Below are 14,201 nucleotides of genomic sequence, written 5' to 3'. Positions count from 1 at the left end.
GTCGTGCCGCTGCGCCTCAGCCTGCCCTACCCGCGCTCACCGGCGAGATGCGGGGTTCGCGCCGCCGGGAGGCCGGGTACAAGGCGCCCAGCAGCAGCAACGCGCCGACCGGCAGCAGGTCGAGCTCGGCCGTGATCGCGGCGAAGCCGCCCAGCGTGAGCACCGGGCTCCACCAGGGCGCCTGGCGCGCCACCGCGAGCAGGATCAGCAGGACGAGCAGCCCGAGCGGGAAGAGCGGCGCCAGCGGATCGAGGACGGTGTCGGCGACCGTCTCGTACTCGTCGTAGCGGACGTTCATCTCCGCCCGGTCGGCGGCGCCGAACCCGACGATCAGGTCCACGATCACGACCCGGACGAACGCGACCAGCCCGAGGAGCGTCGCGACGAGTGCGGCCGTCGCGATCCGGCCGGGCGCCCGTCGTCGTAGATCGAGCGCGACCAGCCCGAAGTAGACCAGCGCGGCGAGGAACAGCAGGTGGCCGATCGTCCAGGCCGGACCGGGGCCGTGACTGCCGTCGAGCCCGTCGAGCAGGCGGACGAGGCCGTAACCGAGCATCAGAACCGGGGCGAGCAGGTAACGAGTCATGCGTCCGAGCGTCGCCGCGCCGGTGCCCCCCGCGCATCGCCGACCCGAGCGATGTCGCGGATCGGCCCGGCGCGGGATCACGCGCCCGGGACGACCAGGCCCGTCTCGTAGGCGGCGATCACTGCTTGGATGCGGTCGCGGAGCCCGAGCTTGGCCAGGACGTTGCTGACGTGCGTCTTCACCGTGTGCTCGCTGACCACCAGCGCCGCCGCGATCTCGCCGTTCGACAGCCCCCGGCCGAGCAGCGCGAGCGTCTCCTGCTCGCGCGGCGTCAACACGGCCAGCCGGGACGGCGTCACGTGGCCCCGAGCCCGTACTCGGGTGAGCTCGGCGATCAGTCGGCGGGTGACGGTGGGCGCGAGCAGCGCCTCTCCGGCGGCGACCACCCGCACCGCGTGCACCAGGTCGTCCCGGCGCAGGTCCTTGAGCAGGAACCCGCTCGCTCCGGCGGCGAGCGCGTCGTAGACGTAGTCGTCCTGGTCGAACGTGGTCAGCATGATGACCTTGGCGGTGGTCCCGGCGCAGATCCGGCGCGCGGCGCCCAGCCCGTCCAGCCCCGGCATCCGCACGTCGAGCAGGACGACGTCGGGCGCGTGTTCGTACGCGGCGGCGACCGCGGCCTCGCCGTCCCCCGCCTCGGCCACCACCGTGAAGTCGGGCTGCGCGTCCAGGATCATCGTGAACCCGCTGCGTACGAGCTCCTGGTCGTCCGCGACCACGATGCGAATCGTCATCGGGGCAGCCACGCCGTTACCAGGAACCCGCCCTCGACCGGACCGGCGGACGCGGAACCACCGCACGCCGCGGCCCGCTCGGCGATGTTGATCAGCCCCTGCCCGCCGGAGCTGGGCGGCCCGCCCCGGCCGTCGTCCCGGACCGCGACGGCCAGCCCGTCCTCCCGCCAGGTCAGCGTGACCGCCGCCGACGTCGCGGCGGCGTGCTTCACGGTGTTCGTCAGTCCTTCCTGGACGATGCGGTACGCCGCGAGCTCGGCGTCCGCGGGCAACGGCCCCGGCTCGCCGACGACGTCGACCACCACGCGCAGGCCGGTGTCCCGGACCCGGTCGGCCAGGGCCGGGATCGCGGCGACCGTCGGCTGCGGCGCGAGCGCGGGCGTGTCGCCCGCCGTACGGAGGACGCCGAGCGATCGCCGCAGCTGCGCCATCGCGTCGCGTCCGGAGGCCGCGATCGCGTCGAAGACCCGCTCGGCCCGGTCCGGGTCCGACCGCACCACCAGCGGGCCGGCCTCGGCCTGCACCACCATCACGCTGACCGCGTGGGCCAGCACGTCGTGCATGTCCCTGGCGATCCGGGCGCGCTCCTCGGCGGCCGCGCGGGCGGCGTCGGCGCTGCGCTGGCGCTCCAGCTCGGCCGCCCGGGCGGCCAGCGCGTCGGCCCGCTCCCGGTGCAGGCGGGCCACCGTGCCGAGCATCCAGGCGGCGATCGGCAGCAGCAGCGTGAACAGGAACTCGGGCAGCGTGTTGTGCTTGATCCAGATCGCGCCGGGCGGGATCAGCACGCACTGCCCGAGCAGCACGCTCCACCGTTGCCAGGGCCGGGGAGCGAGGTCGGCCACCGTGTAGGTGGCGACCAGCGCCCCGTACTGCAGTTGCTGGCCGGGCTGCTCGTAGGCCGAGGTGAGCAGGCCCATCGACATCACGATCAGCGCGATCGCGAACGGCGCGGTGCGGCGCCAGATCAGCGGGACGACCGTGCCGGTGTTGAACGCGATGCCGAGCGCGTCCACGTTGCCGGGGCCCGCGCTGACGATCTGCCCGGCGACCGGAACCGCAACGGCGGCCGCCACCAGCAGGTCGATCGTCCGGGCGCGCACCCGCTCAGTCTGCCGCGCGGCGCCCGGACCCGCCTCACCCGCCGGAGCGATCCAGGCTCTCCCTCGCGCGGCGGGGGCGTGTGTGCGTTCTCGTGGCCTATGACTCGTGCGACTGCACACGCGTCGACGCGACGAACTCGCGCGCGTGCCGGGTGATCGTGGGCCAGTCGGCGGCGCGCACGACGTCGGGCGGGACCACGCCGGTCCCGGCGGTGACGGCGGCCGCTCCGGCGGCCAGGTACTCGGGCGCGTTGGACGCCGTGATCCCGCCGGAGGGCACCAGCCGCAGGTCCGGGTAGGGACCGTGCAGTTCGCGGAGGTAGCGCGGCCCGAACGCGGAGGCCGGGAACACCTTGACCGCCGCCGCCCCGAGCGACGCCGCCGCCAGTACCTCGGTCGGGGTCAGCGCCCCCATCAGGAACGGCACACCCGCGTCCCGCGCCACGGCGGCCACCGCGGGCAGCACCCCCGGCGTCACCAGGAATCGCGCTCCGGCCTCCACCGCGGCCTCGGCGTCCGACGCGGTGAGCACGGTGCCCACGCCGACCACGACGCCCGGCACCGCCGCGGCCGCGGTGAGGTGGGCGCACACGTCCGGCGTCGTGAACGTCAGCTCGACGCTGCGGATGCCCCCGTCGGCGAGCGCGCGGCAGAGTGCGGGCGCATCCGGCAGGACGGGAGCACGGACGACGCACACCACCCGATCGGCGAACATCACCTCCAGCGCGCTCACGCGGCACGCTCCCGGCGCAGCGCACGGCCGGGCAGGGCGTCGGTGCGGCGGCCGTCGTCGATCACCGGCACCCCGGCGACCCAGACGTGCGGAATGCCGACCGCCGGCCGCCGCGGAGCGTCGAACGTGGCCCCGGCCGCGACCGTCGCCGGGTCGAACAGCACCGCGTCGGCGACCGCACCGACCCGGAGCACGCCATGGTCGGTCAGCCCGAGCCGGGCCGCCGGCCGCGAGGTCATCCGGGCGACGCACTCCTCGAGGCCGAGCACCGCCTCCTCGCGCACGTAGTGGCCGAGGTAGCGGGGGAACGTGCCCCACGCGCGGGGATGCGGGCGGGCGCCGATCAGCAGGCCGTCGCTGCCGACACAGTGCCTCGGGTGCCGCATGATCTCCCGGACCGCCGCCTCGTGGCCGACGTGCAGCAGGATCGTGGTGCCGAGCCGGTCGCGGCGGAGCACGTCGACGAAGGCCTCGAACGGCTGCCGGGCGGTACCGGCCGCGATCTCGGCGATCGTCGCGCCGACGCAGCCGGACAGCGCGGGGTTCCGCACGCCGGCGATCTGCACCGTGTCCCAGTCGACGACGACGCCGTGGTTGCCGTCGGAGCCGGTGACCTCCAGCGCCTCCCGGACCCTGGCCACGGCGGCGGGGTCGGCGAGCCGGGACAGCGTCGCCTCCGGGCCGCCCGTCGCCGACCAGCTGGGCAGCAGCGCGGCGAGCGTCGTCGAGGCCGGCAGGTAGGGGTAGCTGTCCAGCGTCACGTCGACGCCGTCGGCGAGTGCGGCGTCCACCAGTGCCAGCAGCTCCCCCGCGCGGCCGCGGTTGACCTCGAAGTTCATCGTCGCGTGGGTGAGGTGCAGCGCGACGCCGCTGCGACGGGCGACGTCGACCATCTCGGCGTACGCGGCCAGCGCGCCCCGGCCGTAGGACCGCTGGTGCGGCGCGTAGAACCCACCCGCCGCGGCGACCACCCGGCACAGCGCGACCAGTTCGTCGGTGTCGGCGAACATGCCCGGCACGTACGTCAGGCCGCTGGACATCCCGACCGCGCCGTCGGCGAGGCCGTCCCGCACCAGCTCGGCCATCCGGTCGAGCTCGGCCGGCGTCGCCGGCCGGCCGTCGGTGCCGACGACCATCATCCGGACGCTGCCCTGCGGCACGAGGTAACAGACGTTGACCGCCGCCCCGGCGTCCACCCGGTCGAGGTACTCGCCGACGCTGCGCCATCCCACGTCCGCGGGGACGCCGTTCCACCCGGCCAGCTGCGCGGAGAGGATCGGCAGCGTGACGTCGTCGACCGGGGCGTAACTCAGCCCGTCCTGGCCCACGACCTCGGTGGTGACGCCCTGGGTGGTTTTCGCCAGGTGCTGGGGGTCGGTGAGCACGGCCAGGTCGGAGTGGGCGTGCATGTCGATGAAACCGGGCGCGAGCACGAGGCCGTCTGCGTCGAGTTCCCGTGCACCGGCGACCGGATCCACCCGCCCCAGCGCCGCGATCCGCCCGTCGGCGAAGAGCGCGTCACCGCGGTAGGCGGGGGCACCCGTGCCGTCGACGATCGTGGCGCCGCGGATCGCGGTCCGGACGGTGTTCATCCGAACACGGTCCGGACCACGTCGACCACGACCGGCTGCGGCGCGTGGGCGTCGTCGAGCACCGGCAGCAGGCTCCACTTGTCGAACGTCGTGCACGGGTGGGACAGGCCGAGCCGCACCACGTCGCCGACCGCGAGCCGCTCGGCGTCGCCGGAGAGCCGGAGGAACGTGTGCTGGTCGGCGAGCGCGGTGACCTCGGCGCCGGCCAGCGGTTCGGTGGCGGCGGTCCCGCCCTGGCGGATCGCCTGCACCTCCGGCAGTCCCTCGTCGAAGGGCAGGTCGCGCTTGCCGCCGTCGGCCAGCGCCAATCCGGGCTCGGGGCGCGAGATGATTCGGACCCAGCCGTGCAGCGCGGCGCGTAAGCCCCCGCCGCCGTTCCGGCTGCCGGGTACCCGGGCGAAGGGCGAGATGCCCCGGTAGAAACCGTCGTCGTGGGCGAGGTACGCCCCGGCCCGGACGACCACGCGGGTGGCCTGGCCGCGCCGCCCGTCCGGGTCGTGCAGCGGCGCGAGGGCCTCGGCGACCAGGTCGAAGTAGGCGCTGCCGCCCGCGGTGACGACGAGTTCGGTCGCCGGGTCGTAGAGGTCCCGGAGTGCGGTGTGCACTGCGGCCAGCTGCGTCAGGTAGGTACGGATCCGGTCCAGGCTCTCCGGCGACGCGTCGTGGGCCAGCGCGCCCTCGTACCCGGCGACCCCGGCGAGGCGGAGTCCCGGAGTCGTGACCACCGCACGGCCGACCGCGACCGCGGCCTCCAGCGAGCGGGCACCGGTGCGGCCGCCGGGCGCCCCGAGGTCGACCAGCACGTCGACCGGCTCCACCGCACCGGCGACGTGCGGCGCCATCGCCGCGACGACGTCCACGCCGTCCGCCCAGACCAGCACCCGAGCCGTCCGCGGACGGGACACCAGCGCGAGGACACCCGGATCGAGCACCGAGTAGGCGGCGAGGACACGCGGCACTCCCTCGGTGAGCGCGACCGCCAGCTGCCACGGCGTCGCGACGGTCAGGCCCCACGCCCCGGCGTCGAGCTGTGCGCGCCAGAGCGCGGGGGCCATCGTCGTCTTGCCGTGCGGCGCCAGGTCCACTCCGGCCGCCCGGGCCCAGCCGGCCATCACCGCGACGTTGTCGGTGACCGCGCCGTCGTCGAGCGTCACCACCGGCGTCGGCAGGTCGGCGAGGCCGGGCGCGCCCGCGACGAACTCCGCGGCCGTGCGGCCCCAGGCCGTGACCGGGACCGCCTTCCGGTCGGGCCCGAGTGGGCCGACCGTCTCCGCGTCGTAACGCACGAACCACCTCCGGCGTGGGACCCGATCGCCGTTGCATCCTGCGCAATGGCTGTTGCAGAGTTGCTCCCGTCGGTTCTAGCATCGCCGCATGCCCGGGTCAAAGGTCACGTCCGTGGGCCCCCTCAGCGCCGTCGGCACGGCCGGCACCGTCGTCTGCGTCGGCGAGGCGATGGCCGTGCTCACGCCGGCCGACGACGTCCCGCTCGCCGACGCGTCCACGTTCGTCCGCACGATCGGCGGAGCCGAACTCAACGTCGCGCTGACCCTGGCCCGGCTCGGTGTCCCGACCGCTTGGCTGTCCCGCCTCGGCGACGACGGGTTCGGTCAGCACGTCGCCGCGGTCGCCCGGGCCGCCGGCGTCGACGTGTCCGCGGTGGAGTTCGACCGCACCCGCCCGACCGGCCTCTACGTCAAGACGCCGGGCACCGCGCCGGACGGGTCGCGGCGCTCGGCGATGCTCTACTACCGCGCCGGCTCGGCCGCCTCCGCGCTCTCCCCCGCGTACCTGGAGCGCCCCGAGGTCGCCGCGCTGCTGGGCCGGGCCGGTGTCGTCCACGTCAGCGGCATCACCGCCGGGCTCTCCGACAGCGCGGCGGCCTTCTGCGACGCGCTCCCCGGGAACGCCAGGTTGTCGGTCGACCTGAACTACCGGCCCGCGCTCTGGCGCGACCGCGACGACGCGCCGTTGCGGCGTCTGCTGTCCCGGGCCGACGAGGTGCAGCTCGGCGCCGACGAGGCCACGGCCGTGTTCGGCACCGCCGACCCGGACGCGCTGCTCCGTGCGCTGCCCCGCGCGGCCCGGATCCTGCTCAAGCGGGAGGAGCACGGCGTTCTGGTGCTCGAACCGGGCGCTCCGGTCCGGCACGTCCCCGCGCTGCCGGTGGACGTCGTGGAGCCGGTCGGAGCCGGCGACGCGTTCGCCGCCGGCTACCTGGCCGGGCAGTGGCACGGCCTGGACGTCGTCGACGCGGTGCGGCTCGGGCACCGCTGCGCCGCCGCGGCGCTCACGGTCCGGGAAGACCGGCCGGTCACGCTGCCGGCGTGGGAGGGTCTCGCCGGATGAGCCAGTCGGTGGCCCGGGCGCTCTCGCTGCTGGATCGGGTGGCGAACGGCGTCGGCACGCTCGGCGCGCTGGCCGAGGCCGAGGGTGTCCACAAGAGCACGGTGCTGCGGCTGCTGCGCGTCCTGGAGTCCGAAGGCTTCGTGCACTCCGACGGCGAGCACCGGTACGTCCTCGGCCCGCACCTGTTCCGGCTCGCGCAGCAGGCGCTGGACTCGTTCGAGGTGCGGGTCGTGGCCGCGCCGCGGCTCCGGCGCCTCCGGGACGAGATCGGCCAGACGATCCACCTCGCGGTGCTCGACGGCACGGTCGCGACCTACGTGGACAAGCTCGAGCCCCGCCAGGCCCCGGTGCGGATGGCGTCCCGGATCGGCAAGTCCGCGGCGCTGCACAGCACCGCGGTCGGCAAGGTACTGCTCGCCGGGCTCGACCCGGCCGAGCGCGCCGAGCTCGCCGCCGTGCTGGACTACCCGCGCTTCACCGAGCGGACCCCCGGCAGCCCGGACGAGTTGCTGGCCGAGGTGGCGCGGGTGGCCGACCGTGGCTGGGCCACCGACCACGCCGAGAACGAGACGTTCATCAACTGCGTCGGCGCCCCGATCCACGGCGCCGACGGGCGGACGCTGGCCGCCGTATCGGTGTCCGTCCCGGACGTCCTGCTCCCCTACGACGGCGTGCTGGAGCTCGTCCCGTCCCTGGTGGCGGCGGCCGCCGACGTCTCCCGCGACTGCGGGTACCGAACCGGAGGAGAAGACACCCCGTGAACACCCGTACCGCGATCGTCAGCGATCAGGCCCCGACGCCCGCTCACACGTTCTCCCAGGGGGTCCGCAAGGGCGGTCTGCTCCAGGTGTCCGGGCAGGGCCCGGTGGACCCGGCGACGAACGAGTACCTGTACCCGGGCGACGTCGCCAAGCAGACCGAACAGACGCTGCGCAACGTCGAGGCGATCCTGCGGGCGGGCGGCGCGACCTTCGACGACGTGCTGATGCTGCGGGTCTACCTCACCGACCGGGCCCACTTCCCGATCATGAACGAGGCGTACGGGGCGTTCGTCTCGGCGCGGGTCGCGTCCGGGGTGCTGCCCGCGCGCACGACGGTGATGACCGGGCTGCCCCGGGAGGAGATGCTCGTCGAGATCGACGCGCTCGCCGCGCTGGACTAACGCGGCGGGGCCGACGGCGAGGCGCGGGACCGACGGCGACGCACCGTGCTGATCACGGACGCATCGCGCGGGTCATCGGTACCAGCTTGAAGTTCTCCCGGTGCACGGTCGTGTCGTCGACGTTGTACCCGTCGTGGCAGACGAACAGGCCGTTCGGGAACCGCGGGCCCAGCGGGCGGCTGGTCGCCTCGATCCCGACGCTGTCCTGGCAGCCGTCCACCCCGGAGTCGCCGGTGCTGTTCGCGACCCGGAACCGGCCCAGGTAGGCGTTGCTCACCCGGTGGTAGACCGCGAAGTCGCTGCTGCCCTGGGACGACACGTAGAGCCGGTCGCCGGCGATCGCCAGGCCCTCGGCGTTCGCCGTCACCTTGCCGTCGGCGCCGCTCCACCGCGTCTTCGCCCAATCCACCCGGGTCCGTCCCAGGCCGGCGTCCGGCTCTGCCCGATACCGCCAGACCGCGTACCGCTGCTCGCTGACGTACAAGGCGCCGTTCGAGTCGTCGGCGACGCAGGCGTCCAGCCGGGTCCCGATCTTCCAGGTGCGCAGCGACTTCGCGGCCACCCGGCGGCCACGAACGGTGAGCTGCCACTGCTCGACCCGCCCGCCGACCGAGGTGGCGAACGCGTGCAGCCGCTCGGTGCGTGCGGAGCGGTAGAGGCAGAGCCCGTACGGCGTCACTCCGGTCGGCACCACCGCACGCTGGGTCAGCCGACGGGTGCCGGGGTCCACCGTGTAGACGCGCAGCGTCCGCCCCGAGGTGGCGACCACGACGTTGCCCCGGACGTCGACGCCGGTCGGGTAGACGTTGTTGATCCGCTGCAGCCGGCGACCGGACAGGTCGTACGTCTCCAGCGGGCCCTTCTGGTCGGTACCCACCAGCATCGACCGGCGGCGCCGCGCGGGATCCCGCCAGAGCCCGACGTCGAGCGCGGCGGCGGCGGAGTGGGCCACCGGCTCGGTCTCCACCGCGGCCGCGGCGGTGGGGACGGCCCCGGGGCGGGTCGCCGGTGCGGTGGCGGCGTCCGGGGTGAGGGCCGTGGCCAGCATGACCAGGGCGGCGAGAAGACGCATCGCGTCACCGTATCGTCGCTCTGCGCAACGGCGGGTGACCGCACGCCGGATGAGCACCGCACGCGTACGCCGCCGCCGTTCGCGCGCCGCCCCGCGCCGCGCCGATGGACCCTGCGGCGCGCCTCAGCTGCTGCGGTGGCGGCCGCGTGGCCGCTCGTCGCCCGCGGGGGGCGAGGCGCCGTGCGACGGGGAGCCCAGGACGACGCCGGCGTGTGCCTTCGCCGCCGGATCCCGCCGGGTCTTGAGCAGGCTCGCCACGGTGGTGATCGCCAGGATCCCGAGAATGACGACGAGCGAGAGCGGCGTCGGGATCTCGGGCACCGCGTCGCTCAGCCCGTGCGCCCAGTGCAGCACCAGCTTGACGCCGATGAACGCCAGGATCAGCGCCAACCCGGCCGACAAGTACACCAGGCGGTCGAGCAAGCCGGTGACCAAGAAGAACAGCGCCCGCAGACCGAGCAGCGCGAACGCGTTCGCGACGAAGACCAGGTACGCCTCGTCGGTGACGCCGAAGACGGCGGGGATCGAGTCCAGGGCGAACAGGATGTCGGTGCCGCCGATCGCGATCAGTACCAGGAACAGCGGGGTCACGACTCGACGCCCGTCGACGCGGGCCAGCAGGCGTCCGTCGATGTAGTCGTCGGTGACCGGGAGTATCCGGCGCGCGTTCCGCACCAGGGCGTTGTTCTCGATGTCCGGGTCCTCGGCCCGGTGCCGGAACAGTTGGACGGCGGTCCACAGCAGGATCAGCCCGAAGATCAGGAACATGAACGAGAACAGCTGGAGCAGGGCCGCCCCGACCGCGATGAAGATCGCCCGCAGCACCAGTGCGGCGATGATCCCGAACGTCAGCACCTTGTGCTGGTGCTCGCGGGGCACAGCGAACGTGGACATGATGATGACGAAGACGAACAGGTTGTCGACCGAGAGGCTCTTCTCGACGATGTAGCCGGCGAAGTACTCGGCGCCGTAGCCCCAGCCGTACTGTCCGGCGAGGACGACGCCGAACACCACCGCGACCAGGATGTAGAACACCGACCAGGCGGTGGCCTCACGGAACCCGACCGCGTGCGGGCGGACGGTGCCGAGCACCAGGTCCAGCGCGAGCAGCGCGAGGATCACGCCGATGGTCAGCGCCCACCCCGTGGCCGTGACGCCCACGTCGACCTCCCGATATGCCGAAATACACGATAACCCCCCAGAACATCCCTCACCGCCCAACGACACGATCCGGTCTGGCGACGCCCGCCCGTCACACCGCGGTCGCGAGCAGGCGGTTCGTCCATCGGAAGGCGCCGAGCTGCGCCTCGACGAGCCGGCGCGGATCCACCACCCCCGGCAGCCGCTCGACCACCCCGTCGCTGTAGCGGACGGCGGTGCGCAGGACGGCGCCGAGCGGACCGGCCCCGTCGACCAGGGCGGCGATCAGCGCGTCCGCGAGCGGGAGGGCGGCGACCAGCCGGTCGGTGGGCAGGCCCAGGATCTCGGCGAGGCCGGAGAGCAGGCCGACGGTGAACGCGGCGTCCGGCGGCGCGTCGTGGAGCGCGGCGAGGTCACGGCAGAAGCGGGCCCGGCTGAGCACGACCGAGGCCCGGTGCCGGTCGAACGTCGCGGAGTCACTGAGCAGCATCAGCGCCACCCACCCGCGGATCCGGTCGAGGCCGAGCAGGACGACCGCCTCCCGGAGCGACGTCACCTTGCTGGTCTGCCCGGACGCCGCGGCACCGGCCGCGCGCAGCAGGCGGTAGCTGACCGCGGGATCCTGCGTCACCGCGGTGGTGACGTCGTCGATCGACACGTCCTCCCGGCTGAGCACCGCGATCAGGCGCAGCCGAGCGGTCGCGGTGGTGGAGAGCCCGGGACGGGACGCGACCGCCACCCGCCCGACCGCCGGCCCTTCGAACAGCCGGAAGCCCAGCTCGAACGCGTGCTCGAACTGTTCCGCGGTCTCCAGGTGGCCCGCGATCAGGCGGGCCCGCGGATAGGCGGAGAACCGGTGGCGGGCCGCGTCGGCCGTGGCCCGGTCGGCGCCGCGGAGGTCGAGCGTCACGTAGTCGGCGAGCGGGAGCAGGCGCTCCTGCGGCGTTCCCCAGGTGTACGCGTCCACCGCGAGCGGAAACCCCCGGCCGGCCAGCCCGGCCGCACCGGCGACGGCGACGTCGTCCAGCGGGAACGGGTCGTCGACGGCGAGCACGGTGCGGCCCGGCGCGAACGGCAGCGGCACCACGCCGGCGAGGAAGTCGCGGTTCACGGCGACCAGGCAGGTCACCGGCCCGACCAGCTCCTCGATGCCGAACTCGGTGAACGCGGCCACGATCGTCTGGGTGAGCGCCGCGGTGCGGGCCGGCGTCGCGACGGCCCCCACCGCGGTGTCGCGGAACAGCAACCGGTAGGCGACGACGGCACCGGCCCGATCGTGGACGGGGCGACGCCCGACGTGGATGAGCGGCGGGGCAGAGCCGTCCGGGAACGGCTTGAGCATGCTCGTCCCCCGTTGCACCACTAGTCCATTTTACGACGCTTTGAATAATATGCGAAGTAACGCCTGGGTCGAGAGACGCGAAGCGACCAATGGGCCGCACCCGACCCGTCGTCAACAGAAGTCACGTCAGCCCTCATCCGACCCGGAAGTATCGCGTCTCGGCATCGAACCGGCGCTACGGTACGTAGCGGACACCCCGGAGGGAGCCGCTCGGCTCACTTCGGGGGCACGCGCCGGCTCCCCCGGCTGCCGCATCCGCACCTTCTCCACCGTTCTGGTGGGGAACCGCCGCGGACGGCCCGGTCCTGGGAATACCAGAAGTGACCCTCGAATGACCCCCCGCGACCGATGCGTCGGTCTCGGGTAGGCGCCAGGGTTACCTCAGCGCCACTCAGGACGGAGCTGTTGCCGACTGGCGTTTCCGCCACCTCATGACCCCGCCCCCAGGACCAGATGCACCATCGTCGTCGGCCCGCCGCACCCCGCCAGCAGCGGGTGACCGGCCGCCCGACGACTCGCGACGGAGGCTGCGTATGGACGGCTATTTCACCACCGAGCGCCACGACCGGATCCGGCAGGAGGTGCGGACGTTCGCCGAGCAGGAGGTCCGCCCCCGCGTCCCGGAGATGGAGGACGACCGCGGCGTCGCCCACGAGCTGTCCAGACTCATCGCCCGCCAGGGCTGGATCGGCGCCACGATCGGCGCCGAGTACGGCGGTATGGACGCCGGTCACGTCGCGAAGACGATCCTCATCGAGGAACTGTCCCGGGTCAGCGGGGCGATGGGCGCGATGGTGCAGGCGTCGCAGCTCGGCACCGCGAAGATCCTCCACTTCGGCACCGAAGCGCAGAAGAGACGGTGGCTGCCGGCGATCGCGGCCGGAGACTGCCTGCCGACGATCGCGGTCACCGAGAAGACGTCCGGCAGCCACGTCCTCGGGATGTCGACCACCGCCCGGCGCGACGGCGACTCCTACGTGCTGAACGGACGCAAGGCGTTCGTCGGCAACAGCCACGTCGGTGACCTGCACGGCGTCGTCGCGCGGACCGGCAGCGGCAGCCGCGGGCTCTCGGCGTTCCTGGTCGAGGCCGATCGCCCCGGCTTCTCGCTCGCGCCGCACCGCCCGGCGATGGGGCTGCCCGGGTTCAGCTTCGGGGAGCTGATCTTCGACGACTGCCGGGTGCCCGCGGCGAACCTCCTCGGAGCGGAGGGCGACGGGCTGGACGTCGCGTACTCGTCCAGCATTCTGGTCGGCCGGCCGAACCTGACCGCGGTGTCGCTCGGCATCCACGAGGCGATCGTCGCCGAGACCGTGCGCTTCGCGACCTGGCAGCGGCGGTACGGGCAGCCGGTCGCCGAACTCCCGACCGTCCGGGACCAGATCGGGCGCATGCAGTCGGCGCTGATGACCGCCCGGCTCGCGGCCTACCACGCTGCGCACCTGCTCGACGAGGGCCAACCCTGCGACGCCGAGTTGCAGAACGCCAAGCTGATCAACGCGGAGTACGCGCTCGACTCGGCCCGACTCGCGCTGGAGATCCACGGCGCCCACGGTCTGTTTCCGGAGGAATCGCCGATCACCCGCTACCAGCGCGACGCGTTCCACATCCTTCCGCCGGCTGGCACGTCGGCGGTGCAGCGGCTGCGCCTGGCCGAGACCGCGCTCGGCACGGTGAAGGGCGCGCCCTGGTCCACCCGGTTCGCCCAGGCCCCGGAGCCCGCGGAGCTCGTCCCGCTCCCGACACCCCGCCCGGAGGCTTTCGCGAAGGCCGAAGCGGTCTGACGTGGGCGGCGGCGTGTCGCGCCGCCGCCGCGACCGTGCTCAGCGATCGAGCGCACCGATCTGTTGCTCGATCTGCGCCACGGTGTCCTTGATCAGCTTCAGGCCCGCCCGTCCCCAGGACCGCCGCTCGGTGTCGACGATGCACGCCGTCCCCAGCACGATGCCGGTGCGCGGGTCGTGCACGACGTCCCCGAGGTAGCTGCGGATCCCGATCAGATCGACGACCTCGTTGCTCTCGAACCGCGGGTGCGCGCAGACGTCGTCGAGCACCAGCGCCCGGCCCCGCCCGACGACCTCCGGGCAGTAGCCGTGCTGCAGATCCATCACCCGGGACACCCCGTCGCTGTCCGCGCTGGGCTGCGCCTCGGCCGGCACGTGCAGCCCGGCGAAGAACTGGTGCCGATCGGTCCGGAAGTTCACCATCGCGTACGGCGCGTACTCGATCCCGGCCAGGCTGGCGCCGTCCCGCGCCAGCTGGGCGGCGAGCGCGTCGAACGCGGCGTCCGGGGTGTCGTAGAGCCCGAGCTCGCGGAGCCGGGCGACGCGCTGCGGCGCCTGCAGATCGGGGCGGGGCAGATCCAGCCCGGTCTCGTCGTCGAAAGGCATG

At 73.8% G+C, this 14,201-nt stretch carries 14 protein-coding genes; 4 read left to right on the top strand and 10 right to left on the bottom strand.

Annotated elements, in window-relative coordinates:
- Positions 1 to 16: 16 nt before the first annotated feature.
- The 6 genes from ABEB28_RS23005 to ABEB28_RS22980 all read right to left on the bottom strand — a co-directional run bounded on the left by ABEB28_RS23005 (position 17) and on the right by ABEB28_RS22980 (position 6,031).
- Positions 17 to 586 (bottom strand): hypothetical protein, encoded by a 570-nt coding sequence (locus tag ABEB28_RS23005; RefSeq protein WP_345730247.1) that lies wholly within the window; start codon positions 584 to 586, stop codon positions 17 to 19.
- A gap of 77 nt (positions 587 to 663) precedes the next feature.
- Positions 664 to 1,320: a response regulator gene (locus tag ABEB28_RS23000; protein ID WP_345730246.1), complete on the bottom strand. Its 657-nt coding sequence runs from the start codon at positions 1,318 to 1,320 to the stop codon at positions 664 to 666.
- Positions 1,317 to 2,420, bottom strand: coding sequence for a sensor histidine kinase (locus ABEB28_RS22995; protein WP_345730245.1), 1,104 nt, complete (start codon positions 2,418 to 2,420; stop codon positions 1,317 to 1,319). The genes ABEB28_RS23000 and ABEB28_RS22995 overlap by 4 nt, the downstream gene beginning before the upstream one ends.
- A 97-nt stretch (positions 2,421 to 2,517) precedes the next feature.
- On the bottom strand, positions 2,518 to 3,153 hold the full coding sequence (locus ABEB28_RS22990; RefSeq protein ID WP_345730244.1) for a bifunctional 4-hydroxy-2-oxoglutarate aldolase/2-dehydro-3-deoxy-phosphogluconate aldolase: 636 nt from the start codon (positions 3,151 to 3,153) through the stop codon (positions 2,518 to 2,520).
- On the bottom strand, positions 3,150 to 4,745 hold the full coding sequence (locus ABEB28_RS22985; protein ID WP_345730243.1) for an N-acyl-D-amino-acid deacylase family protein: 1,596 nt from the start codon (positions 4,743 to 4,745) through the stop codon (positions 3,150 to 3,152). The genes ABEB28_RS22990 and ABEB28_RS22985 overlap by 4 nt, the downstream gene beginning before the upstream one ends.
- The gene (locus ABEB28_RS22980) at positions 4,742 to 6,031 is read right to left on the bottom strand and encodes a type III PLP-dependent enzyme domain-containing protein (protein WP_345730242.1); all 1,290 of its coding nucleotides are present in this window, start codon (positions 6,029 to 6,031) and stop codon (positions 4,742 to 4,744) included. Before ABEB28_RS22980 ends, ABEB28_RS22985 begins: the two co-directional genes overlap by 4 nt.
- Positions 6,032 to 6,143: 112 nt before the next feature.
- On the opposite strand from ABEB28_RS22980, the gene ABEB28_RS22975 reads away from it, so the two are divergent.
- Genes ABEB28_RS22975 through ABEB28_RS22965 form a run of 3 tightly spaced genes read left to right on the top strand, consistent with a single transcriptional unit; the run spans position 6,144 to position 8,256 of the window.
- The gene (locus tag ABEB28_RS22975; RefSeq protein WP_345730241.1) at positions 6,144 to 7,094 is read left to right on the top strand and encodes a sugar kinase; all 951 of its coding nucleotides are present in this window, start codon (positions 6,144 to 6,146) and stop codon (positions 7,092 to 7,094) included.
- On the top strand, positions 7,091 to 7,855 hold the full coding sequence (locus tag ABEB28_RS22970) for an IclR family transcriptional regulator (protein ID WP_345730240.1): 765 nt from the start codon (positions 7,091 to 7,093) through the stop codon (positions 7,853 to 7,855). Before ABEB28_RS22975 ends, ABEB28_RS22970 begins: the two co-directional genes overlap by 4 nt.
- Positions 7,852 to 8,256 (top strand): RidA family protein, encoded by a 405-nt coding sequence (locus ABEB28_RS22965; protein WP_345730239.1) that lies wholly within the window; start codon positions 7,852 to 7,854, stop codon positions 8,254 to 8,256. The genes ABEB28_RS22970 and ABEB28_RS22965 overlap by 4 nt, the downstream gene beginning before the upstream one ends.
- Positions 8,257 to 8,308: 52 nt before the next feature.
- Here the strand turns inward: ABEB28_RS22965 and ABEB28_RS22960 are convergent, their stop codons facing one another.
- From ABEB28_RS22960 to ABEB28_RS22950, 3 genes are all read right to left on the bottom strand, one after another.
- Entirely contained in the window at positions 8,309 to 9,328 is a 1,020-nt protein-coding gene (locus ABEB28_RS22960) for a phytase (RefSeq protein ID WP_345730238.1), read from the bottom strand.
- Between the two features lie 123 nt (positions 9,329 to 9,451).
- On the bottom strand, positions 9,452 to 10,489 hold the full coding sequence (locus tag ABEB28_RS22955; protein ID WP_345730237.1) for a TerC family protein: 1,038 nt from the start codon (positions 10,487 to 10,489) through the stop codon (positions 9,452 to 9,454).
- Positions 10,490 to 10,580: 91 nt separating this feature from the next.
- A complete protein-coding gene (locus ABEB28_RS22950; RefSeq protein WP_345730236.1) occupies positions 10,581 to 11,831 on the bottom strand; it encodes an EAL and HDOD domain-containing protein in 1,251 nt (416 codons plus the stop codon).
- 512 nt (positions 11,832 to 12,343) lie between these two features.
- On the opposite strand from ABEB28_RS22950, the gene ABEB28_RS22945 reads away from it, so the two are divergent.
- The gene (locus tag ABEB28_RS22945) at positions 12,344 to 13,594 is read left to right on the top strand and encodes an acyl-CoA dehydrogenase family protein (RefSeq protein WP_345730235.1); all 1,251 of its coding nucleotides are present in this window, start codon (positions 12,344 to 12,346) and stop codon (positions 13,592 to 13,594) included.
- Between the two features lie 39 nt (positions 13,595 to 13,633).
- On the opposite strand, the gene ABEB28_RS22940 is transcribed toward ABEB28_RS22945, so the two are convergent.
- On the bottom strand, positions 13,634 to 14,200 hold the full coding sequence (locus ABEB28_RS22940) for a GAF domain-containing protein (RefSeq protein WP_345730234.1): 567 nt from the start codon (positions 14,198 to 14,200) through the stop codon (positions 13,634 to 13,636).
- Position 14,201 lies beyond the last annotated feature (1 nt).

Origin of the sequence: Cryptosporangium minutisporangium (genome assembly GCF_039536245.1) — a bacterium.
GTDB lineage: Bacteria > Actinomycetota > Actinomycetes > Mycobacteriales > Cryptosporangiaceae > Cryptosporangium > Cryptosporangium minutisporangium.
The sequence above is the reverse complement of the archived record's forward strand: the minus strand, read 5'-3'. Positions and strand labels throughout refer to the sequence as shown.

What these genes read in the sequence shown, in the direction of transcription:
- ABEB28_RS22945 (WP_345730235.1), top strand. Translation starts at nt 12,344, where the DNA reads ATGGACGGCTATTTCACCACCGAGCGCCACGACCGGATCCGGCAGGAG.
- ABEB28_RS22970 (WP_345730240.1), top strand. Translation starts at nt 7,091, where the DNA reads ATGAGCCAGTCGGTGGCCCGGGCGCTCTCGCTGCTGGATCGGGTGGCG.
- ABEB28_RS22985 (WP_345730243.1), bottom strand. Translation starts at nt 4,745, where the DNA reads ATGAACACCGTCCGGACCGCGATCCGCGGCGCCACGATCGTCGACGGC.
- ABEB28_RS22960 (WP_345730238.1), bottom strand. Translation starts at nt 9,328, where the DNA reads ATGCGTCTTCTCGCCGCCCTGGTCATGCTGGCCACGGCCCTCACCCCG.
- ABEB28_RS23000 (WP_345730246.1), bottom strand. Translation starts at nt 1,320, where the DNA reads ATGACGATTCGCATCGTGGTCGCGGACGACCAGGAGCTCGTACGCAGC.
- ABEB28_RS22940 (WP_345730234.1), bottom strand. Translation starts at nt 14,200, where the DNA reads ATGCCTTTCGACGACGAGACCGGGCTGGATCTGCCCCGCCCCGATCTG.
- ABEB28_RS23005 (WP_345730247.1), bottom strand. Translation starts at nt 586, where the DNA reads ATGACTCGTTACCTGCTCGCCCCGGTTCTGATGCTCGGTTACGGCCTC.